Origin of the sequence: Streptococcus sp. FSL W7-1342, assembly GCF_037966635.1 — a bacterium.
Classification (GTDB): Bacteria; Bacillota; Bacilli; order Lactobacillales; family Streptococcaceae; genus Streptococcus; species Streptococcus salivarius_D.
Window position 1 is genome coordinate 113,747 of sequence record NZ_CP150200.1, and the last position, 22,741, is coordinate 136,487.

The window sequence follows — 22,741 nt, forward strand, 5'->3', positions numbered from 1 at the left end:
CATCGTGATTACGCAAAGGCAAAACACTATTTTGAATTTGATAGTTGAGATGTTCACTCGTACACATGAACCGGTTGGTTCGAAAGCATTACAAGAATCAATTGATTCGAGTTCAGCGACCATTCGTAATGACATGGCCAAGCTTGAAAAGATGGGCTATCTTGAAAAAGCTCATACTTCTAGTGGGCGTATGCCAAGCCGAGCAGGTTTCCAGTATTTCGTCGCTAATTCTTTGAATCTTGATACGATTGATGAACAAGATGTTTATCAAGTGGTTAAGGCCTTTGATTTTGAAGCCTTTAAACTTGAAGATATCTTGGATGCGGCGGCGAAGCTGCTGGCAGAAATGACAGGATGTACAGCAGTGATTCAAGATGTGGAACCGACACGACAACGTCTGACTGGATTTGACATTGTTCATCTGTCCAATCACGACGCTTTAGCGGTTCTTACTCTAGATGAATCTAAGCCTGTGACAGTTCAATTTGCTATTCCAAAAAATTTCTTGTCTAGTGATTTGGAAATTCTTCATAAGCTTGTTCAAGAACGTTTTTTGGGAAACACTGTCTTAGATATCCATTACCGATTGAGAACTGAGATTCCTCAGATTGTGCAAAAGTATTTCAAAATAACAGATAATGTTCTAGATTTGTTTGATTATATCTTTTCACAACTTTTTAAGGAATTGATTTTCATCGAAGGTAAGGTTGCATCACTGACTTATGCCGATTTAAAAACCTATCAATTTTTGGACAATCCACAACATGTGGCACTTGAGCTTCGATCAGCTATCTCCGATGATGAAGTGACCAAGATTTCGGTTGCAGAATCAACTGAAGAAGCGCTTGAAAATGTCACAGTTATGAGTCATAAATTCCTGATTCCTTATCGTGGGATGGCACTCATGCATGTGATTGGTCCAGTTGAAATGGATTATCGTCGCATGGTTAGTTTGGTCAATGTTATTAGTAGAGTTTTGGTTATGAAGTTGACGGATTATTACCGTTACCTCAATAGTAACCATTATGAAGTTAGCTAAGATGTAACATTTAAAAAGTATAGAAAGAGGTGTATGCCTTGACTGAAGATATTAAAAAAGAAGAAGTGAAAGAAGAGGAAGCTACGGAGACAACTGAAGAAGTTGTAGAGGAAGTAAGCGAACCTTCTGAACTTGAAGAAGCCCAAGCGCGTGCCGAAGAATTTGAAAACAAATACCTTCGTGCCCATGCAGAAATGCAAAACATTCAGCGACGTGCAAATGAAGAACGTCAACAATTGCAAAAGTATCGTAGCCAAGATTTGGCAAAAGCGATTTTGCCATCACTTGATAACCTTGAACGTGCTCTTGCCGTTGAGGGCTTGACTGATGATGTCAAAAAAGGTTTGGAAATGGTGCAAGAAAGTTTAGTGCATGCTCTTAAAGAGGAAGGAATTGAAGAAATTCCAGCTGATGGTGATTTCGATCATAACTTCCACATGGCAATTCAAACAATGCCTGCAGATGATGAACATCCAGCAGACACGATTGCACAAGTTTTCCAAAAAGGGTATAAACTCCACGAACGCGTCTTACGTCCAGCTATGGTAGTTGTATATAATTAATTGAAAACTTGTCCGAAATGACAGAAAACTATGAATGAAAGATAAAAAAAGCAAAATAGAAATTAAAGTAAAAAGGGGAAAACATATGTCTAAAATCATTGGTATTGACTTAGGTACAACAAACTCAGCAGTAGCAGTTCTTGAAGGAACTGAATCAAAAATTATCGCAAACCCAGAAGGTAACCGCACAACTCCATCTGTTGTGTCATTCAAAAACGGTGAAATCATCGTTGGTGACGCTGCAAAACGTCAAGCAGTAACAAACCCAGATACAATCATCTCTATCAAATCTAAGATGGGTACTTCTGAAAAAGTTTCTGCAAACGGTAAAGAATACACACCACAAGAGATTTCAGCTATGATTCTTCAATACTTGAAAGGTTATGCTGAAGATTACCTTGGTGAAAAAGTAACTAAAGCAGTTATCACAGTTCCTGCTTACTTCAATGATGCACAACGTCAAGCAACAAAAGACGCTGGTAAAATCGCTGGTCTTGAAGTAGAACGTATCGTCAACGAACCAACAGCAGCAGCCCTTGCTTACGGTTTGGATAAGACTGATAAAGAAGAAAAAATCTTGGTATTCGACCTTGGTGGTGGTACATTCGACGTATCTATCCTTGAACTTGGTGATGGTGTCTTTGACGTATTGGCAACTGCAGGGGATAACAAACTCGGTGGTGATGACTTTGACCAAAAAATCATCGACCACATGGTTGAAGAATTCAAGAAAGAAAATGGAATCGACTTGTCAACAGACAAGATGGCTCTTCAACGTTTGAAAGACGCAGCTGAAAAAGCTAAGAAAGACCTTTCTGGTGTCACTTCAACACAAATCAGCTTGCCATTCATCACTGCTGGTGAGGCTGGACCTCTTCACTTGGAAATGACATTGACTCGTGCGAAATTCGATGATTTGACTCGTGACCTTGTAGAACGTACGAAAACTCCAGTTCGTCAAGCTCTTTCAGATGCAGGTTTGAGCTTGTCAGATATTGACGAAGTTATCCTTGTCGGTGGTTCAACTCGTATCCCTGCCGTTGTAGAAGCTGTTAAAGCTGAAACTGGTAAAGAACCAAACAAATCAGTTAACCCTGATGAAGTAGTTGCCATGGGTGCTGCTATTCAAGGTGGTGTTATTACTGGTGATGTCAAAGACGTTGTCCTTCTTGATGTAACGCCATTGTCACTTGGTATCGAAACAATGGGTGGAGTGTTCACAAAACTTATTGACCGCAACACTACTATTCCAACATCTAAATCACAAGTCTTCTCAACTGCAGCAGATAACCAACCAGCCGTTGACATCCACGTTCTTCAAGGTGAACGCCCAATGGCAGCGGATAACAAGACTCTTGGGCGCTTCCAATTGACTGATATCCCAGCTGCACCTCGTGGTATCCCACAAATCGAAGTTACTTTCGATATTGATAAGAACGGTATCGTATCTGTTAAAGCTAAAGACCTTGGAACTCAAAAAGAACAAACAATTGTCATCCAATCTAACTCTGGTTTGACAGACGAAGAAATTGAAAAGATGATGAAAGATGCTGAAGCAAATGCTGAAGCAGATGCAAAACGTAAAGAAGAAGTAGATCTTCGTAACGAAGTTGACCAAGCTATCTTTGCGACTGAAAAAACAATCAAAGAAACAGAAGGTAAAGGCTTCGACACAGAACGTGATGCTGCTCAATCAGCTCTTGATGACCTTAAGAAAGCTCAAGAATCAGGCAATCTTGATGACATGAAGGCTAAATTGGAAGCTCTTAACGAAAAAGCTCAAGCTCTTGCAGTTAAACTTTATGAACAAGCTGCAGTAGCACAACAAGCTCAAGCAGGAGCAGAAGGTGCACAAACAGCAGATAACTCAGGCGACGACGTCGTAGACGGAGAGTTTACTGAAAAATAAGAAATGGGTAAGAAAGTTTTAAAGTATTTAAAAGAAAATTTTTTAACTATTGTCTCAATATTCGTTTCAAGTTTCATTGCTTTTTCTGCTTATACTGTATCTAAAGAGTCTCAAAAGATTAGTGTTAATTCTGGTGTACTACGTTATGAGATCAAAGCAAGTATGGATAAAAATGATGATTTAGAGGTAACAATAAAACCAACAGTTGGTTTCATTCGTAAGGTAAGTTATATTAAATTTTCAGATGGAAAAGTTAATGGTGTTAATGTTAGTGATGGTACGTACACTGAAAATAAAATTGAAGGAAGGATTTCAGCAGTCAGTACCATTCCATCGGAACTAATGACTAAAAGAGACGATAAGCAATATGTTTTTTGTCTTGTTGAAGGAGGAAATGGAACTCGTTACTTAAGCATGGTGGTAACTAGAAATGGGAAGAAACCGATTGTTTATGATGAGTTACAAACCTTAAACGATTCAGAAAGCCCAGAGTTTAACGATTTTAGGAATCTGAGAAATAAATTACTTCAAGATAAATTTATTGCGGGTTAGTTTTATTGGAAAGCTTTTTTCTAGTGGAGTCGGTTCATACTTCCGACTCCTATTTTAGATAATTATGTGAATCAATCGCTTATTAATTCTATACTGTGTAAAAAATGAGAATAAAAACACAAGCTAATCTTATTTTTGTATTTAGTTTAAACGTAATAAAGAAATTATAATGTCCGCAATTGAACACGGGTTCTGAAGTTGTTGTAATTATTATTAAAGAAAGGAACAAAGAGCGTTCGGGGAATTGAACTCGAGCGGAAAGCTTGGAAATTAGATAAACCTCCTAAGAAATCAGGATTTCTTGTCGGTTTCCTAAATTTCAGTCGCTTTCTGTTCGCTCTTAGTATCTTGTATGAACAATACTGAATATTACGATCGTCTTGGGGTATCTAAGGATGCCTCTCAAGATGAAATTAAACGTGCCTATCGTAAGATGTCTAAGAAATACCACCCAGACATTAATAAAGAACCAGGTGCGGAAGAAAAATATAAAGAGGTCCAAGAGGCCTACGAAACTTTAAGTGATGACCAAAAACGTGCAGCCTATGACCAATACGGACCAGATGGTGCGAATGGTTTTGGTGGTCAAGGAGGCTTTGGTGGCTTCGATGGTGGTGCAGGCTTTGGTGGCTTTGAGGATATCTTCTCTAGCTTCTTTGGTGGTGGTGCTACTCGTAACCCGAATGCTCCACGTCAAGGTGATGATCTTCAGTACCGTGTCAACCTAAGCTTCGAAGAGGCGATTTTTGGTGCCGAAAAAGAAGTTCACTACAATCGTGAAGCAACATGTAAGACATGTTCAGGATCTGGTGCAAAACCTGGAACTAGCCCTGTAACTTGTGGTCGCTGTCATGGTCAAGGGGTTATCAATGTCGATACGCAAACGCCACTTGGTATGATGCGTCGTCAAGTAACCTGTGATGTCTGTCATGGAACAGGTCAAGAAATTAAAGAGCCATGTCAAACTTGTCACGGAACAGGACATGAAAAACAAAGCCACAAAGTATCTGTCAAGATTCCAGCAGGTGTTGAAACAGGTCAACAAATCCGTCTTGCAGGTCAAGGTGAAGCTGGTTTCAATGGTGGTCCTTATGGAGACCTCTTTGTAATCATCAATGTTAATCCAAGCGATAAGTTTACTCGTGATGGATCAACAATTTACTATACACTTAACATTTCTTTTGTCCAAGCCGCTCTTGGTGATACTGTCGAAGTACCAACAGTTCACGGAAACGTTGAGATGACTATTCCAGCAGGAACTCAAACAGGCAAAACTTTCCGTCTAAAAGGAAAGGGTGCTCCACGTCTTCGTGGAGGTTCACAAGGAGACCAACACGTTACAGTTAAGATTGTAACTCCTACGAAGCTAAACGATGCTCAAAAAGAAGCTCTCCTTGCATTCGCCAAGGCAAGTGGAGATGAAAAAATCGCACCACAGAAAAAAGGTTTCTTCAATAAAGTAAAGGATGCCTTAGAAGATTTATAAAGGAAGGACGCTGAAAGCGTCTTTTTCTTTATGTCAAAGCTGTATGGGGTCAGTTGACAATCGACCTACTTTTTATCCTTGAAAAAATCTGATATGATAATTTTATGGTTAGATACAAAGCGACAATTTCCTATGATGGTACACTTTTCTCAGGTTTTCAAAGACAACCAAATGCACGTTCTATTCAAGAAGAACTTGAAAAGACTCTCTTACGGTTAAATAGCGGAACACCTGTCACCGTTCATGGAGCGGGTCGTACAGATGCAGGTGTTCATGCCTATGGACAAGTTATACACTTCGATTTGCCCCAGGAGCGGGATCCAGAGAAGTTACGTTTTGGTTTGGATACGCAATGTCCAGATGATATTGATGTTGTTAGTATCGAACTCGTATCAGAAGAATTTCATGCACGATACAATAAACACAGTAAAACTTATGAGTTCTTAGTAGATGCAGGGCGACCTAAGAACCCTATGATGCGTAATTATGCGACCCACTATCCCTACCCTCTAAGTTTAGCACCTATGCAGGAGGCTGCTAAGGATTTGGTCGGCACACATGATTTTACAGGCTTCACAGCTTCAGGAACTTCTGTAGAAAATAAAGTACGCACAATTACACAAGCTAGTGTATCTATCGATGAGAAAACTGGATTTTATATCTTTACTTTTTCTGGGAATGGTTTTCTCTATAAGCAAGTTAGAAATATGGTCGGCACCTTGTTGAAGATTGGCAATGGTCGCATGCCTGTTTCGCAAGTTAAGACAGTGTTGGAAAGTCGTGATCGTAATCTCGCAGGACCAACAGCAGCAGGAAATGGATTATATTTGAAGGAGATAAGATATGAGTGATGAATTGATTTTAGCGATTTCGGGGAATGATATTTTTAGTGGTGGCGGACTTCATGCAGACTTAGCGACGTTTACCACTAATAAACAACATGGATTTGTGGCTCTTACCTGTCTGACAGCTATGACTGAGAATGGTTTTGAGGTTATTCCGGTTGATACTAATGTTTTTAAACAACAACTTGACTCACTAAAAGATATCCCATTCTCAGCAATTAAAATTGGTTTGTTGCCTAACGTTGAAATCGCGGAATTAACGTTGGATTTTGTTAAAAAACATTCTGATATTCCAATTGTCTTGGATCCTGTTTTAGTATGTAAGGAGACTCATGACGTTGAAGTTTCTCAACTACGTGATGAATTGGTTAAATTTTTCCCTTATACCACGGTTATCACTCCGAACTTACCTGAAGTCGAACTGCTTATAGATAGAAAGGTTAAGACTCTTGATGATATGAAGCATGCGGCTAGCTATCTCAATGAATTAGGTGCTAAGACTGTCGTTGTCAAAGGTGGAAATCGCTTGGATGGTAATAAAGCGATAGATGTCTTTTATGATGGAACAGATTACAAATTGTTTGAAGAAGCTGTGCTAGACAAAAACAATACAGGTGCAGGATGTACATTTGCTTCAAGTATAGCTAGTGAATTAGTTAAAGGATGTTCAGAAACTGAAGCTGTGACAAATGCTAAAGCATTTGTTTATGAATCAATTAAACAATCAAATGAATTTGGAGTAGTTCAATATGCAAAATAAGAAAACAAAAGAGCTAACATTATTAGCTATCTTAACAGCTTTATCAGTGACCTTTGGATTCGTAGCTAAAATTCCGACTCCAACAGGGCTTTTAACTTTGGTAGATGCAGGAATCTACTTCACAGCCTTCTATCTTGGCAAGAAAGAAGGGGCAATTGTGGGAGGACTATCTGCATTTTTGATAGATTTGCTATCATCTGCTCCGCAATGGATGTTTATCAGTTTGTTAATCCATGGTGCACAAGGTTATTTTGCTGGATTTAAGGGTAACTATCGTATCCTAGGTCTTCTGATTGCTACAATTGTGATGGTGGGTGGCTATGCACTTGCTTCAGTATTTATGTATGGAACAGGAGCTTCAATCGCAGAAGTGATTCCTAATTTCTGCCAAAACGCTCTCGGCCTAGTCGTTGGATGGGTATTGTATCAAGGATTCAAAAAGGTTCAATCTAAAAAAGATTAATAGCTTTACTAAAATCCTATTGACAAGCATTAATTTGGGTGTTAAGATATAAAATTTGTCTTAACTGACTTGCCACAAACTTGAAAAGGTTCCAAAACTTTAAAAAAGTTATTGACAAGACAAGCTAGAGATGATATTATAAATAAGCTGTTTCGCGAGAGACAGCGGACACGAGAAGTGAAAAAACTTCAAAAAAAGTGTTGACAAGGCATTCTAAATTTGCTAGAATATAGAAGTTGTCTTAAGAGAGACAAAGACCTTTGAGAACTGAATAAGAAACCAAGTGCAGGGTTATAGAAGAAATTATAACCTGTCAATTTACAAGAATAAATCGTCAGACGACGGTAATGAGTTAACGCTCGAACAATTATTAAATTTTTTAATGAGAGTTTGATCCTGGCTCAGGACGAACGCTGGCGGCGTGCCTAATACATGCAAGTAGAACGCTGAAGAGAGGAGCTTGCTCTTCTTGGATGAGTTGCGAACGGGTGAGTAACGCGTAGGTAACCTGCCTTGTAGCGGGGGATAACTATTGGAAACGATAGCTAATACCGCATAACAATGGATGACCCATGTCATTTATTTGAAAGGGGCAAATGCTCCACTACAAGATGGACCTGCGTTGTATTAGCTAGTAGGTGAGGTAACGGCTCACCTAGGCGACGATACATAGCCGACCTGAGAGGGTGATCGGCCACACTGGGACTGAGACACGGCCCAGACTCCTACGGGAGGCAGCAGTAGGGAATCTTCGGCAATGGGGGCAACCCTGACCGAGCAACGCCGCGTGAGTGAAGAAGGTTTTCGGATCGTAAAGCTCTGTTGTAAGTCAAGAACGAGTGTGAGAGTGGAAAGTTCACACTGTGACGGTAGCTTACCAGAAAGGGACGGCTAACTACGTGCCAGCAGCCGCGGTAATACGTAGGTCCCGAGCGTTGTCCGGATTTATTGGGCGTAAAGCGAGCGCAGGCGGTTTGATAAGTCTGAAGTTAAAGGCTGTGGCTCAACCATAGTTCGCTTTGGAAACTGTCAAACTTGAGTGCAGAAGGGGAGAGTGGAATTCCATGTGTAGCGGTGAAATGCGTAGATATATGGAGGAACACCGGTGGCGAAAGCGGCTCTCTGGTCTGTAACTGACGCTGAGGCTCGAAAGCGTGGGGAGCGAACAGGATTAGATACCCTGGTAGTCCACGCCGTAAACGATGAGTGCTAGGTGTTGGATCCTTTCCGGGATTCAGTGCCGCAGCTAACGCATTAAGCACTCCGCCTGGGGAGTACGACCGCAAGGTTGAAACTCAAAGGAATTGACGGGGGCCCGCACAAGCGGTGGAGCATGTGGTTTAATTCGAAGCAACGCGAAGAACCTTACCAGGTCTTGACATCCCGATGCTATTTCTAGAGATAGAAAGTTACTTCGGTACATCGGTGACAGGTGGTGCATGGTTGTCGTCAGCTCGTGTCGTGAGATGTTGGGTTAAGTCCCGCAACGAGCGCAACCCCTATTGTTAGTTGCCATCATTCAGTTGGGCACTCTAGCGAGACTGCCGGTAATAAACCGGAGGAAGGTGGGGATGACGTCAAATCATCATGCCCCTTATGACCTGGGCTACACACGTGCTACAATGGTTGGTACAACGAGTTGCGAGTCGGTGACGGCAAGCTAATCTCTTAAAGCCAATCTCAGTTCGGATTGTAGGCTGCAACTCGCCTACATGAAGTCGGAATCGCTAGTAATCGCGGATCAGCACGCCGCGGTGAATACGTTCCCGGGCCTTGTACACACCGCCCGTCACACCACGAGAGTTTGTAACACCCGAAGTCGGTGAGGTAACCTTTTGGAGCCAGCCGCCTAAGGTGGGATAGATGATTGGGGTGAAGTCGTAACAAGGTAGCCGTATCGGAAGGTGCGGCTGGATCACCTCCTTTCTAAGGAAAAACGGAATGTACTTGAGTTTCTTATTTAGTTTTGAGAGGTCTTGTGGGGCCTTAGCTCAGCTGGGAGAGCGCCTGCTTTGCACGCAGGAGGTCAGCGGTTCGATCCCGCTAGGCTCCATTGAATCGCAAGATTCAAGTATTGTCCATTGAAAATTGAATATCTATATCAAATTCCATATGTAATTAATTACATATAGATAGTAACAAGAAAATAAACCGAAACGCTGTGAATATTTAATGAGTTAGGTCGAAAGACCAAAATAAGGTTAAGTTAATAAGGGCGCACGGTGGATGCCTTGGCACTAGAAGCCGATGAAGGACGTGACTAACGACGAAATGCTTTGGGGAGCTGTAAGTGAGCAATGATCCAGAGATGTCCGAATGGGGGAACCCGGCAGGTAATGCCTGTCACTCATTACTGTTAAGGTAATGTAGAGGAAGACGCAGTGAACTGAAACATCTAAGTAGCTGCAGGAAGAGAAAGCAAAAGCGATTGCCTTAGTAGCGGCGAGCGAAACGGCAAGAGGGCAAACCGAAGAGTTTACTCTTCGGGGTTGTAGGACTGCAACGTGGACTTAAAGATTATAGAAGAACTACCTGGGAAGGTAGGCCAAAGAGAGTAATAGCCTCGTATTCGAAATAGTCTTTATACCTAGCAGTATCCTGAGTACGGCGAGACACGAGAAATCTCGTCGGAATCTGGGAGGACCATCTCCCAACCCTAAATACTCTCTAGTGACCGATAGTGAACCAGTACCGTGAGGGAAAGGTGAAAAGCACCCCGGGAGGGGAGTGAAATAGAACCTGAAACCGTGTGCCTACAACAAGTTCGAGCCCGTTAATGGGTGAGAGCGTGCCTTTTGTAGAATGAACCGGCGAGTTACGATATGATGCGAGGTTAAGTTGAAGAGACGGAGCCGTAGGGAAACCGAGTCTTAATAGGGCGTATTAGTATCATGTCGTAGACCCGAAACCATGTGACCTACCCATGAGCAGGTTGAAGGTGAGGTAAAACTCACTGGAGGACCGAACCAGGGCACGTTGAAAAGTGCTTGGATGACTTGTGGGTAGCGGAGAAATTCCAAACGAACTTGGAGATAGCTGGTTCTCTCCGAAATAGCTTTAGGGCTAGCGTCGATGTTAAGTCTCTTGGAGGTAGAGCACTGTTTGGGTGAGGGGTCCATCCCGGATTACCAATCTCAGATAAACTCCGAATGCCAACGAGATATAATCGGCAGTCAGACTGCGAGTGCTAAGATCCGTAGTCGAAAGGGAAACAGCCCAGACCACCAGCTAAGGTCCCAAAATATATGTTAAGTGGAAAAGGATGTGGGGTTGCACAGACAACTAGGATGTTAGCTTAGAAGCAGCTATTCATTCAAAGAGTGCGTAATAGCTCACTAGTCGAGTGACCCTGCGCCGAAAATGTACCGGGGCTAAAACATATTACCGAAGCTGTGGATACCTTTATAGGTATGGTAGGAGAGCGTTCTATGTGCGAAGAAGGTGTACCGTGAGGAGTGCTGGAGCGCATAGAAGTGAGAATGCCGGTATGAGTAGCGAAAGACAGGTGAGAATCCTGTCCACCGTAAGACTAAGGTTTCCAGGGGAAGGCTCGTCCGCCCTGGGTTAGTCGGGACCTAAGGAGAGACCGAAAGGTGTATCCGATGGACAACAGGTTGATATTCCTGTACTAGAGTATATAGTGATGGAGGGACGCAGTAGGCTAACTAAACCAGACGATTGGAAGTGTCTGGCCAAGCAGTGAGGTGTGATATGAGTCAAATGCTTATATCTATAACATTGAGCTGTGATGGGGAGCGAAGTTTAGTAGCGAAGTTAGTGATGTCACACTGCCGAGAAAAGCTTCTAGCGTTAATTATACTCTACCCGTACCGCAAACCGACACAGGTAGTCGAGGCGAGTAGCCTCAGGTGAGCGAGAGAACTCTCGTTAAGGAACTCGGCAAAATGGCCCCGTAACTTCGGGAGAAGGGGCGCTGACTTATGGTCAGCCGCAGTGAATAGGCCCAAGCAACTGTTTATCAAAAACACAGCTCTCTGCTAAATCGTAAGATGATGTATAGGGGGTGACGCCTGCCCGGTGCTGGAAGGTTAAGAGGAGTGCTTAGCAATAGCGAAGGTATGAATTGAAGCCCCAGTAAACGGCGGCCGTAACTATAACGGTCCTAAGGTAGCGAAATTCCTTGTCGGGTAAGTTCCGACCCGCACGAAAGGCGTAATGATTTGGGCACTGTCTCAACGAGAGACTCGGTGAAATTTTAGTACCTGTGAAGATGCAGGTTACCCGCGACAGGACGGAAAGACCCCATGGAGCTTTACTGCAGTTTGATATTGAGTATCTGTACCACATGTACAGGATAGGTAGGAGCCTATGACCTCGGGACGCCAGTTTCGAGTGAGGCGTTGTTGGGATACTACCCTTGTGTTATGGCTACTCTAACCCAGATAGGTTATCCCTATCGGAGACAGTGTCTGACGGGCAGTTTGACTGGGGCGGTCGCCTCCTAAAAGGTAACGGAGGCGCCCAAAGGTTCCCTCAGAATGGTTGGAAATCATTCGCAGAGTGTAAAGGTATAAGGGAGCTTGACTGCGAGAGTTACAACTCGAGCAGGGACGAAAGTCGGGCTTAGTGATCCGGTGGTTCCGCATGGAAGGGCCATCGCTCAACGGATAAAAGCTACCCTGGGGATAACAGGCTTATCTCCCCCAAGAGTTCACATCGACGGGGAGGTTTGGCACCTCGATGTCGGCTCGTCGCATCCTGGGGCTGTAGTCGGTCCCAAGGGTTGGGCTGTTCGCCCATTAAAGCGGCACGCGAGCTGGGTTCAGAACGTCGTGAGACAGTTCGGTCCCTATCCGTCGCGGGCGTAGGAAATTTGAGAGGATCTGCTCCTAGTACGAGAGGACCAGAGTGGACTTACCGCTGGTGTACCAGTTGTTCTGCCAAGAGCATCGCTGGGTAGCTATGTAGGGAAGGGATAAACGCTGAAAGCATCTAAGTGTGAAGCCCACCTCAAGATGAGATTTCCCATGATTTTATATCAGTAAGAGCCCTGAGAGATGATCAGGTTGATAGGTTAGAAGTGGAAGTGTGGTGACACATGTAGCGGACTAATACTAATAGCTCGAGGACTTATCCAAAGAAAGTAACTGAGACATATTGACAACGATTTGGTTTCTTGATACAGTATAGATATTCAATTTTGAGTTGAGAATACTCAGAGTTAAGTGACGATAGCCTAGGAGATACACCTGTTCCCATGCCGAACACAGAAGTTAAGCCCTAGTACGCCTGATGTAGTTGGGGGTTGCCCCCTGTTAGATACGGTAGTCGCTTAGCGCAAAGGGAGTTTAGCTCAGCTGGGAGAGCATCTGCCTTACAAGCAGAGGGTCAGCGGTTCGATCCCGTTAACTCCCATAGGTCCCGTGGTGTAGCGGTTATCACGTCGCCCTGTCACGGCGAAGATCGCGGGTTCGATTCCCGTCGGGACCGTTCAAATAGAAATATTTGAGACTCGTTAGCTCAGTTGGTAGAGCAATTGACTTTTAATCAATGGGTCACTGGTTCGAGCCCAGTACGGGTCATATATGCGGGTGTGGCGGAATTGGCAGACGCACCAGATTTAGGATCTGGCGCTTAACGGCGTGGGGGTTCAAGTCCCTTCACCCGCATTATAGAAAAGTTAGCCGGCTTAGCTCAGTTGGTAGAGCATCTGATTTGTAATCAGAGGGTCGCGTGTTCAAGTCATGTAGCCGGCATAAAATGCGAACGTAGTTCAGTGGTAGAACACCACCTTGCCAAGGTGGGGGTCGCGGGTTCGAATCCCGTCGTTCGCTTGAGGAGCCGGGGTGGCGGAACTGGCAGACGCACAGGACTTAAAATCCTGCGAAAGGAAACTTTCGTACCGGTTCGATCCCGGTCCTCGGCATAATATAATAATGAGCACCCTTAGCTCAACTGGATAGAGTACCTGACTACGAATCAGGCGGTTAGAGGTTCGACTCCTCTAGGGTGCATTTTATCGGGAAGTAGCTCAGCTTGGTAGAGCACTTGGTTTGGGACCAAGGGGTCGCAGGTTCGAATCCTGTCTTCCCGATTTAGACCTTTGAGAACTGAATAAGAAACCAAGTGCAGGGTTATAGAAGAAATTATAACCTGTCAATTTACAAGAATAAATCGTCAGACGACGGTAATGAGTTAACGCTCGAACAATTATTAAATTTTTTAATGAGAGTTTGATCCTGGCTCAGGACGAACGCTGGCGGCGTGCCTAATACATGCAAGTAGAACGCTGAAGAGAGGAGCTTGCTCTTCTTGGATGAGTTGCGAACGGGTGAGTAACGCGTAGGTAACCTGCCTTGTAGCGGGGGATAACTATTGGAAACGATAGCTAATACCGCATAACAATGGATGACCCATGTCATTTATTTGAAAGGGGCAAATGCTCCACTACAAGATGGACCTGCGTTGTATTAGCTAGTAGGTGAGGTAACGGCTCACCTAGGCGACGATACATAGCCGACCTGAGAGGGTGATCGGCCACACTGGGACTGAGACACGGCCCAGACTCCTACGGGAGGCAGCAGTAGGGAATCTTCGGCAATGGGGGCAACCCTGACCGAGCAACGCCGCGTGAGTGAAGAAGGTTTTCGGATCGTAAAGCTCTGTTGTAAGTCAAGAACGAGTGTGAGAGTGGAAAGTTCACACTGTGACGGTAGCTTACCAGAAAGGGACGGCTAACTACGTGCCAGCAGCCGCGGTAATACGTAGGTCCCGAGCGTTGTCCGGATTTATTGGGCGTAAAGCGAGCGCAGGCGGTTTGATAAGTCTGAAGTTAAAGGCTGTGGCTCAACCATAGTTCGCTTTGGAAACTGTCAAACTTGAGTGCAGAAGGGGAGAGTGGAATTCCATGTGTAGCGGTGAAATGCGTAGATATATGGAGGAACACCGGTGGCGAAAGCGGCTCTCTGGTCTGTAACTGACGCTGAGGCTCGAAAGCGTGGGGAGCGAACAGGATTAGATACCCTGGTAGTCCACGCCGTAAACGATGAGTGCTAGGTGTTGGATCCTTTCCGGGATTCAGTGCCGCAGCTAACGCATTAAGCACTCCGCCTGGGGAGTACGACCGCAAGGTTGAAACTCAAAGGAATTGACGGGGGCCCGCACAAGCGGTGGAGCATGTGGTTTAATTCGAAGCAACGCGAAGAACCTTACCAGGTCTTGACATCCCGATGCTATTTCTAGAGATAGAAAGTTACTTCGGTACATCGGTGACAGGTGGTGCATGGTTGTCGTCAGCTCGTGTCGTGAGATGTTGGGTTAAGTCCCGCAACGAGCGCAACCCCTATTGTTAGTTGCCATCATTCAGTTGGGCACTCTAGCGAGACTGCCGGTAATAAACCGGAGGAAGGTGGGGATGACGTCAAATCATCATGCCCCTTATGACCTGGGCTACACACGTGCTACAATGGTTGGTACAACGAGTTGCGAGTCGGTGACGGCAAGCTAATCTCTTAAAGCCAATCTCAGTTCGGATTGTAGGCTGCAACTCGCCTACATGAAGTCGGAATCGCTAGTAATCGCGGATCAGCACGCCGCGGTGAATACGTTCCCGGGCCTTGTACACACCGCCCGTCACACCACGAGAGTTTGTAACACCCGAAGTCGGTGAGGTAACCTTTTGGAGCCAGCCGCCTAAGGTGGGATAGATGATTGGGGTGAAGTCGTAACAAGGTAGCCGTATCGGAAGGTGCGGCTGGATCACCTCCTTTCTAAGGAAAAACGGAATGTACTTGAGTTTCTTATTTAGTTTTGAGAGGTCTTGTGGGGCCTTAGCTCAGCTGGGAGAGCGCCTGCTTTGCACGCAGGAGGTCAGCGGTTCGATCCCGCTAGGCTCCATTGAATCGCAAGATTCAAGTATTGTCCATTGAAAATTGAATATCTATATCAAATTCCATATGTAATTAATTACATATAGATAGTAACAAGAAAATAAACCGAAACGCTGTGAATATTTAATGAGTTAGGTCGAAAGACCAAAATAAGGTTAAGTTAATAAGGGCGCACGGTGGATGCCTTGGCACTAGAAGCCGATGAAGGACGTGACTAACGACGAAATGCTTTGGGGAGCTGTAAGTGAGCAATGATCCAGAGATGTCCGAATGGGGGAACCCGGCAGGTAATGCCTGTCACTCATTACTGTTAAGGTAATGTAGAGGAAGACGCAGTGAACTGAAACATCTAAGTAGCTGCAGGAAGAGAAAGCAAAAGCGATTGCCTTAGTAGCGGCGAGCGAAACGGCAAGAGGGCAAACCGAAGAGTTTACTCTTCGGGGTTGTAGGACTGCAACGTGGACTTAAAGATTATAGAAGAACTACCTGGGAAGGTAGGCCAAAGAGAGTAATAGCCTCGTATTCGAAATAGTCTTTATACCTAGCAGTATCCTGAGTACGGCGAGACACGAGAAATCTCGTCGGAATCTGGGAGGACCATCTCCCAACCCTAAATACTCTCTAGTGACCGATAGTGAACCAGTACCGTGAGGGAAAGGTGAAAAGCACCCCGGGAGGGGAGTGAAATAGAACCTGAAACCGTGTGCCTACAACAAGTTCGAGCCCGTTAATGGGTGAGAGCGTGCCTTTTGTAGAATGAACCGGCGAGTTACGATATGATGCGAGGTTAAGTTGAAGAGACGGAGCCGTAGGGAAACCGAGTCTTAATAGGGCGTATTAGTATCATGTCGTAGACCCGAAACCATGTGACCTACCCATGAGCAGGTTGAAGGTGAGGTAAAACTCACTGGAGGACCGAACCAGGGCACGTTGAAAAGTGCTTGGATGACTTGTGGGTAGCGGAGAAATTCCAAACGAACTTGGAGATAGCTGGTTCTCTCCGAAATAGCTTTAGGGCTAGCGTCGATGTTAAGTCTCTTGGAGGTAGAGCACTGTTTGGGTGAGGGGTCCATCCCGGATTACCAATCTCAGATAAACTCCGAATGCCAACGAGATATAATCGGCAGTCAGACTGCGAGTGCTAAGATCCGTAGTCGAAAGGGAAACAGCCCAGACCACCAGCTAAGGTCCCAAAATATATGTTAAGTGGAAAAGGATGTGGGGTTGCACAGACAACTAGGATGTTAGCTTAGAAGCAGCTATTCATTCAAAGAGTGCGTAATAGCTCACTAGTCGAGTGACCCTGCGCCGAAAATGTACCGGGGCTAAAACATATTACCGAAGCTGTGGATACCTTTATAGGTATGGTAGGAGAGCGTTCTATGTGCGAAGAAGGTGTACCGTGAGGAGTGCTGGAGCGCATAGAAGTGAGAATGCCGGTATGAGTAGCGAAAGACAGGTGAGAATCCTGTCCACCGTAAGACTAAGGTTTCCAGGGGAAGGCTCGTCCGCCCTGGGTTAGTCGGGACCTAAGGAGAGACCGAAAGGTGTATCCGATGGACAACAGGTTGATATTCCTGTACTAGAGTATATAGTGATGGAGGGACGCAGTAGGCTAACTAAACCAGACGATTGGAAGTGTCTGGCCAAGCAGTGAGGTGTGATATGAGTCAAATGCTTATATCTATAACATTGAGCTGTGATGGGGAGCGAAGTTTAGTAGCGAAGTTAGTGATGTCACACTGCCGAGAAAAGCTTCTAGCGTTAATTATACTCTACCCGTACCGCAAACCGACACAGGTAGTCGAGGCGAGTAGCCTCAGGTGAGCGAGAGAACTCTCGTTAAGGAACTCGGCAAAATGGCCCCGTAACTTCGGGAGAAGGGGCGCTGACTTATGGTCAGCCGCAGTGAATAGGCCCAAGCAACTGTTTATCAAAAACACAGCTCTCTGCTAAATCGTAAGATGATGTATAGGGGGTGACGCCTGCCCGGTGCTGGAAGGTTAAGAGGAGTGCTTAGCAATAGCGAAGGTATGAATTGAAGCCCCAGTAAACGGCGGCCGTAACTATAACGGTCCTAAGGTAGCGAAATTCCTTGTCGGGTAAGTTCCGACCCGCACGAAAGGCGTAATGATTTGGGCACTGTCTCAACGAGAGACTCGGTGAAATTTTAGTACCTGTGAAGATGCAGGTTACCCGCGACAGGACGGAAAGACCCCATGGAGCTTTACTGCAGTTTGATATTGAGTATCTGTACCACATGTACAGGATAGGTAGGAGCCTATGACCTCGGGACGCCAGTTTCGAGTGAGGCGTTGTTGGGATACTACCCTTGTGTTATGGCTACTCTAACCCAGATAGGTTATCCCTATCGGAGACAGTGTCTGACGGGCAGTTTGACTGGGGCGGTCGCCTCCTAAAAGGTAACGGAGGCGCCCAAAGGTTCCCTCAGAATGGTTGGAAATCATTCGCAGAGTGTAAAGGTATAAGGGAGCTTGACTGCGAGAGTTACAACTCGAGCAGGGACGAAAGTCGGGCTTAGTGATCCGGTGGTTCCGCATGGAAGGGCCATCGCTCAACGGATAAAAGCTACCCTGGGGATAACAGGCTTATCTCCCCCAAGAGTTCACATCGACGGGGAGGTTTGGCACCTCGATGTCGGCTCGTCGCATCCTGGGGCTGTAGTCGGTCCCAAGGGTTGGGCTGTTCGCCCATTAAAGCGGCACGCGAGCTGGGTTCAGAACGTCGTGAGACAGTTCGGTCCCTATCCGTCGCGGGCGTAGGAAATTTGAGAGGATCTGCTCCTAGTACGAGAGGACCAGAGTGGACTTACCGCTGGTGTACCAGTTGTTCTGCCAAGAGCATCGCTGGGTAGCTATGTAGGGAAGGGATAAACGCTGAAAGCATCTAAGTGTGAAGCCCACCTCAAGATGAGATTTCCCATGATTTTATATCAGTAAGAGCCCTGAGAGATGATCAGGTTGATAGGTTAGAAGTGGAAGTGTGGTGACACATGTAGCGGACTAATACTAATAGCTCGAGGACTTATCCAAAGAAAGTAACTGAGACATATTGACAACGATTTGGTTTCTTGATACAGTATAGATATTCAATTTTGAGTTGAGAATACTCAGAGTTAAGTGACGATAGCCTAGGAGATACACCTGTTCCCATGCCGAACACAGAAGTTAAGCCCTAGTACGCCTGATGTAGTTGGGGGTTGCCCCCTGTTAGATACGGTAGTCGCTTAGCGTTTATCCGCCATAGCTCAGTTGGTAGTAGCGCATGACTGTTAATCATGATGTCGTAGGTTCGAGTCCTACTGGCGGAGTATAGATTTCATTGCTGGATTTAGGTCTAGCTTTTTTTGTTTTTATCAGTTTTATAGTGACATAAATGTCGCTATTTTATTTCTTATCTATCTCTTATAATAGGTTTCGTAATTAATTTAATTACAAAAATTATATCTATTAATAGGAGGTTGAATGGAACAAGAAATTTTTGTTCACGCATATGAAGTTGTAAGGCCGATTGTACTTAAGGCTAGTAGACAATATTTCATCCAACTTTGGGACCAAGCTGATATGGAGCAAGAGGCTATGATGACGCTTTATCAGCTTTTAGAAAAGTTTCCTGAATTAAAGTCTGATGATGATAAGCTACGGCGTTATTTTAAAACGAAATTTAGGAATAGACTTAATGATGAGGTTAGAAGGCAGGAGTCTGTAAAACGACAAGCTAATCGACAATGTTATATCGAAATTTCAGATATTGCTTTTTGTCTTCCAAATAAAGAGTTAGATGCTGTTGATAGGCTTGTTTATGATGAGCAGCTTAATGCTTTCCGTAATCAGTTGTCTTCGGAAGATGCTACTAAGTTAGACCGTTTGCTAGCTGGGGAGTGTTTTAGAGGTCGAAAAAAGATGATCAGAGAGTTAAAATTTTGGATGGTTGATTTTGATCCTTACAATGAAGATGATTAATTCTTAATATAGAACCTTGACTGGCAATATTGTTTAATATGAATAAAAAACACTTCGAAAGTAGATTCATCTTATCTATCTTTTGAAGTGTTTTTAATGTAATGAATTTATTTTACTGCTATAGGGTTTCCAATGAATCTTGGAAGTTCAATATTTTCTTTGATTAGGGCTTCTTGGTAAAGTTTCAAGAAGTCTGCATAGATATGAGTTTGTTGTCCATTTTTTGTAAAGATGTCAATACGAAATACTAGTTGTCCGGAAGGAGTTGTGCTTAATCCAATGATATTTGGTGCTCCACAGATTTGAGGATAGTTTTCAATGTTTTTTTGATTTACTTCTTGGATGATGCTTGTCACCTTATTGATATCGGTTGATGGATAGACTGGGATATCAATTTGAGCTCTCATATCCCCTCGAGATTTGTTGGATACAATTGTGATATTTCTGTTAGGTATAAAGTGGAGAGTTCCATCAAATCCTCGAATTTGAGTAGTTCGAATACCTACGGTTGAAATAAGGCCTGTAACGGGTCCTACTTCAACTGAGTCACCGACTTCAAATTGGTTTTCTAACAAGATGAAAAAACCATTAACGACATCTGATAGGAAGCCTTGAGCTCCTAGACCAAGAGCAACCCCAGCAAGTCCTGCACCAGCAAGGAGGCTTGATACTGGAACCCCAAGGATACTAAGAAGCCAGTAAACAAGGAAAAAGTATAGCACGTAGTTCATGCAATTGTGTAGTAAACGTTCAATGGTTTTTTGTCGAGCAGGTGTTTGAATTGTCCAAGCTAGAGAGCGTCCGACTGTATGTTTAAAAAGGAAGTTGATAATCTTCTTACTAAGAAGAAAGATGATGAGAAGAATGAGGAGCTTAATCCCTTTTGTAATGAGTACCATTAGGGTCTCTTCAAAATTAAATTGTTGGATGTATCTTTGTAAAATATTCATAGCTTTAGTTTATCAAAAATTTGAAAAAGTAGCAGTTCCTAACGATTTTCTTGTGATTAAATTGGAGAAAAAAACTTTTAAAAGGCTTTGAAATATGGTAAACTAAACTGTATCTATAAAAAATTTTAAGGAGAATGACTACATGTCTGTATCATTTGAAAACACAGCCACTAACCGTGGTGTGGTGACATTCACTATCGGTCAAGATAAAATTCAACCAGCTTTGGATCAAGCGTTTAACAAGGTTAAAAAGAATTTGAACGCTCCAGGCTTCCGTAAAGGACACATGCCTCGTGCCGTATTTAACCAAAAATTTGGTGAAGAAGCTCTTTACGATGATGCTTTGAATGCAATTCTTCCAGCAGCTTATGAAGCAGCGATTGCTGAACTTGGTCTTGATGTTGTTGCACAACCAAAAATTGATGTAAAATCAATTGAAAAAGGTCAAGATTGGACACTTACTGCAGAAGTTGTTACAAAACCTGAAGTAAAACTTGGTGCATATAAAGATCTTGAAGTTTCAGTTGAAGCTTCTAAAGAAGTTACTGATGAAGAAGTTGATGCTAAGCTTGAAAACGAACGCAAAAACTTGGCTGAATTGGTCGTTAAAGAAGGTGCAGCTGAAAATGGCGACACTGTTGTTATCGACTTTGTTGGTTCAGTAGATGGTGTTGAATTCGACGGTGGTAAAGGTGAAAACCACTCTCTTGAACTTGGTTCAGGTCAATTTATCCCAGGATTCGAAGACCAATTGGTTGGAGCAAAAGCTGGTGATGAAGTAGAAGTTAAAGTAACTTTCCCAGAAGACTATCAAGCTACTGATCTTGCAGGTAAAGCTGCTGTATTTGTTACTAAAGTTAACGAAGTTAAAGCTAAAGAAGTTCCTGCTCTTGATGATGAGTTGGCTAAAGATCTTGACGATGAAGTTGAAACTCTTGATGAGTTGAAAGCTAAATACCGTAAAGAACTTGAAGCAGCTAAAGAAATCGCATATGATGACGCTGTTGAAGGTGCTGCACTTGATTTGGCTGTTGAAAACGCTGAAATCGTTGAATTGCCAGCAGAAATGGTTGAAGACGAAGTTCACCGTGCTATGAACGAATTCATGGGTAACATGCAACGTCAAGGTATCTCTCCTGAAATGTACTTCCAAATCACTGGTACAACTCAAGAAGATCTTCACAAACAATATGAAGCTGACGCTGACAAACGTGTGAAAACTAACCTTGTTATCGAAGCTGTTGCTGCTGCTGAAGGATTCGACGCTACAGAAGAAGAAATCCAAAAAGAAATCAATGATCTTGCAGCTGAGTACAACATGGAAGTATCACAAGTTTCTGCACTTCTTTCACCTGAAATGCTTAAACACGATATCACTATGAAGAAAGCTGTTGAAGTTATCACAAGCACAGCAAAAGTTAAATAATATGACTAAAATCAAGTTTCTGTTGAGACTTGATTTTTTCTTCTATAAATGCTTTGACTATTGACTCTTTTTAGCGTAAAATAAAAGGTAGCGAAAAATTGATTGCTGAGCTATTTCTGATAGAAACTAGCTTGAGTAAGAATGAAGGAGAACCACTTTGGAACTAGACGTATTTGCTGGACAAGAAAAAAGTGAATTATCAATGATTGAAGTGGCCCGTGCTATCTTAGAAACACGTGGTCGTGATAATGAAATGTATTTCAATGATTTGGTCAATGAAATTCAAAATTACTTAGAAAAATCGGATGCTGATATCCGCAATGCTTTGCCATTCTTTTATTCAGATTTGAATACGGATGGAAGTTTCATTCCACTAGGTGATAACAAATGGGGCTTGCGTTCATGGTATGCAATTGATGAAATCGATGAAGAGGTCATCACATTGGAAGATACTGATGAAAATGCACCAAAACGCAAGAATAAGAAAGTTAATGCCTTCATGGATGGTGATGAAGATGCCATCGATTATAATGACGATGATCCAGAAGACGAAAACTTCACACCTGATTCTGATAGTCTTGAATATGACGACGATAGCGAAGATGATGAGAAAGCCGAAGTGGAATCTTATGACTCTGAGTTGAATGAAATTATTCCAGATGATGATTTGGATGATGTTGAGTTGTCAGAAGAAGATGATGACGATGACTATGAGGATGAGTCAAACGACTAAGTTTTCATTGACAAATGGTCTTGGATAGTTTAGACTATTTATCGGGCACCTCTTTTGAAGAGGTCATGATTAAGGCTCCCAGAGTGAAACTCTTGGGGGTCATTTTTGTTTTTAGTCATTTACTGGACTTGTCTAAGGTGAGGTACTTTGTACCGCTCCCATCAGGTACTAGGAAAGGGCTG

Annotated in this window: 12 protein-coding genes, 12 tRNA genes and 6 rRNA genes; 29 read left to right on the plus strand and 1 reads right to left on the minus strand. The window is 43.6% G+C overall.

Features of this window, described 5'->3' with window-relative positions:
- The first annotated feature begins 4 nt into the window (after positions 1-4).
- The 27 genes from hrcA to NSQ79_RS00795 all read left to right on the plus strand — a co-directional run bounded on the left by hrcA (position 5) and on the right by NSQ79_RS00795 (position 19,450).
- The gene (gene hrcA, locus NSQ79_RS00665) at positions 5-1,039 is read left to right on the plus strand and encodes a heat-inducible transcriptional repressor HrcA (RefSeq protein ID WP_004182170.1); all 1,035 of its coding nucleotides are present in this window, start codon (positions 5-7) and stop codon (positions 1,037-1,039) included.
- 38 nt (positions 1,040-1,077) lie between these two features.
- On the plus strand, positions 1,078-1,602 hold the full coding sequence (gene grpE / locus NSQ79_RS00670) for a nucleotide exchange factor GrpE (RefSeq protein ID WP_002886396.1): 525 nt from the start codon (positions 1,078-1,080) through the stop codon (positions 1,600-1,602).
- Between the two features lie 85 nt (positions 1,603-1,687).
- Positions 1,688-3,511, plus strand: coding sequence for a molecular chaperone DnaK (dnaK, locus tag NSQ79_RS00675; protein WP_049529382.1), 1,824 nt, complete (start codon positions 1,688-1,690; stop codon positions 3,509-3,511).
- Between the two features lie 3 nt (positions 3,512-3,514).
- The gene (locus NSQ79_RS00680) at positions 3,515-4,063 is read left to right on the plus strand and encodes a hypothetical protein (protein WP_049529383.1); all 549 of its coding nucleotides are present in this window, start codon (positions 3,515-3,517) and stop codon (positions 4,061-4,063) included.
- 352 nt (positions 4,064-4,415) lie between these two features.
- On the plus strand, positions 4,416-5,549 hold the full coding sequence (gene dnaJ, locus NSQ79_RS00685; RefSeq protein ID WP_002886399.1) for a molecular chaperone DnaJ: 1,134 nt from the start codon (positions 4,416-4,418) through the stop codon (positions 5,547-5,549).
- A 104-nt stretch (positions 5,550-5,653) separates the two neighbouring features.
- Entirely contained in the window at positions 5,654-6,400 is a 747-nt protein-coding gene (gene truA / locus NSQ79_RS00690; protein ID WP_004182157.1) for a tRNA pseudouridine(38-40) synthase TruA, read from the plus strand.
- A complete protein-coding gene (locus tag NSQ79_RS00695; protein WP_049529384.1) occupies positions 6,393-7,154 on the plus strand; it encodes a bifunctional hydroxymethylpyrimidine kinase/phosphomethylpyrimidine kinase in 762 nt (253 codons plus the stop codon). Before truA ends, NSQ79_RS00695 begins: the two co-directional genes overlap by 8 nt.
- Positions 7,144-7,617: an ECF transporter S component gene (locus NSQ79_RS00700; RefSeq protein WP_022496745.1), complete on the plus strand. Its 474-nt coding sequence runs from the start codon at positions 7,144-7,146 to the stop codon at positions 7,615-7,617. The genes NSQ79_RS00695 and NSQ79_RS00700 overlap by 11 nt, the downstream gene beginning before the upstream one ends.
- Positions 7,618-7,995: 378 nt before the next feature.
- Positions 7,996-9,543: ribosomal RNA gene (locus tag NSQ79_RS00705) — 16S ribosomal RNA — on the plus strand.
- A 54-nt stretch (positions 9,544-9,597) separates the two neighbouring features.
- Positions 9,598-9,670 (plus strand) — tRNA-Ala (locus NSQ79_RS00710).
- Positions 9,671-9,816: 146 nt separating this feature from the next.
- A 23S ribosomal RNA gene (locus NSQ79_RS00715) occupies positions 9,817-12,716 on the plus strand.
- 83 nt (positions 12,717-12,799) lie between these two features.
- Positions 12,800-12,915: ribosomal RNA gene (gene rrf, locus NSQ79_RS00720) — 5S ribosomal RNA — on the plus strand.
- Positions 12,916-12,920: 5 nt separating this feature from the next.
- A tRNA-Val gene (locus NSQ79_RS00725) sits at positions 12,921-12,993 on the plus strand.
- A 2-nt stretch (positions 12,994-12,995) separates the two neighbouring features.
- Positions 12,996-13,068: transfer RNA gene (locus NSQ79_RS00730), tRNA-Asp, on the plus strand.
- Between the two features lie 19 nt (positions 13,069-13,087).
- Positions 13,088-13,160: transfer RNA gene (locus tag NSQ79_RS00735), tRNA-Lys, on the plus strand.
- A gap of 5 nt (positions 13,161-13,165) precedes the next feature.
- A tRNA-Leu gene (locus tag NSQ79_RS00740) sits at positions 13,166-13,247 on the plus strand.
- A gap of 14 nt (positions 13,248-13,261) precedes the next feature.
- Positions 13,262-13,334 (plus strand) — tRNA-Thr (locus tag NSQ79_RS00745).
- A 6-nt stretch (positions 13,335-13,340) separates the two neighbouring features.
- Positions 13,341-13,412, plus strand: a tRNA-Gly gene (locus NSQ79_RS00750).
- A gap of 6 nt (positions 13,413-13,418) precedes the next feature.
- Positions 13,419-13,504: transfer RNA gene (locus tag NSQ79_RS00755), tRNA-Leu, on the plus strand.
- 14 nt (positions 13,505-13,518) lie between these two features.
- Positions 13,519-13,592, plus strand: a tRNA-Arg gene (locus NSQ79_RS00760).
- A gap of 6 nt (positions 13,593-13,598) precedes the next feature.
- Positions 13,599-13,672 (plus strand) — tRNA-Pro (locus NSQ79_RS00765).
- A 127-nt stretch (positions 13,673-13,799) separates the two neighbouring features.
- Positions 13,800-15,347, plus strand: a 16S ribosomal RNA gene (locus NSQ79_RS00770).
- A gap of 54 nt (positions 15,348-15,401) precedes the next feature.
- Positions 15,402-15,474: transfer RNA gene (locus NSQ79_RS00775), tRNA-Ala, on the plus strand.
- Positions 15,475-15,620: 146 nt separating this feature from the next.
- Positions 15,621-18,520, plus strand: a 23S ribosomal RNA gene (locus NSQ79_RS00780).
- An 83-nt stretch (positions 18,521-18,603) separates the two neighbouring features.
- Positions 18,604-18,719: ribosomal RNA gene (rrf, locus tag NSQ79_RS00785) — 5S ribosomal RNA — on the plus strand.
- The 16S, 23S and 5S rRNA genes sit together here with 12 tRNA genes alongside, the layout of an rRNA operon.
- Before the next feature lie 5 nt (positions 18,720-18,724).
- A tRNA-Asn gene (locus NSQ79_RS00790) sits at positions 18,725-18,798 on the plus strand.
- Positions 18,799-18,952: 154 nt separating this feature from the next.
- Positions 18,953-19,450 carry a sigma factor gene (locus NSQ79_RS00795; protein ID WP_049529225.1) on the plus strand — a complete coding sequence of 166 codons (498 nt, stop codon included), beginning with the start codon at positions 18,953-18,955 and terminating at the stop codon, positions 19,448-19,450.
- A 107-nt stretch (positions 19,451-19,557) separates the two neighbouring features.
- Here the strand turns inward: NSQ79_RS00795 and NSQ79_RS00800 are convergent, their stop codons facing one another.
- The gene (locus NSQ79_RS00800; RefSeq protein ID WP_049529224.1) at positions 19,558-20,400 is read right to left on the minus strand and encodes a mechanosensitive ion channel family protein; all 843 of its coding nucleotides are present in this window, start codon (positions 20,398-20,400) and stop codon (positions 19,558-19,560) included.
- A 142-nt stretch (positions 20,401-20,542) separates the two neighbouring features.
- Here NSQ79_RS00800 and tig point away from each other — a divergent pair, with 142 nt between their 5' ends.
- Complete coding sequence (tig, locus tag NSQ79_RS00805; protein ID WP_002885606.1) at positions 20,543-21,826, plus strand: trigger factor; 1,284 nt, start codon at positions 20,543-20,545, stop codon at positions 21,824-21,826.
- Between the two features lie 157 nt (positions 21,827-21,983).
- Positions 21,984-22,559 (plus strand): DNA-directed RNA polymerase subunit delta, encoded by a 576-nt coding sequence (gene rpoE / locus NSQ79_RS00810; RefSeq protein WP_002885605.1) that lies wholly within the window; start codon positions 21,984-21,986, stop codon positions 22,557-22,559.
- Positions 22,560-22,741 lie beyond the last annotated feature (182 nt).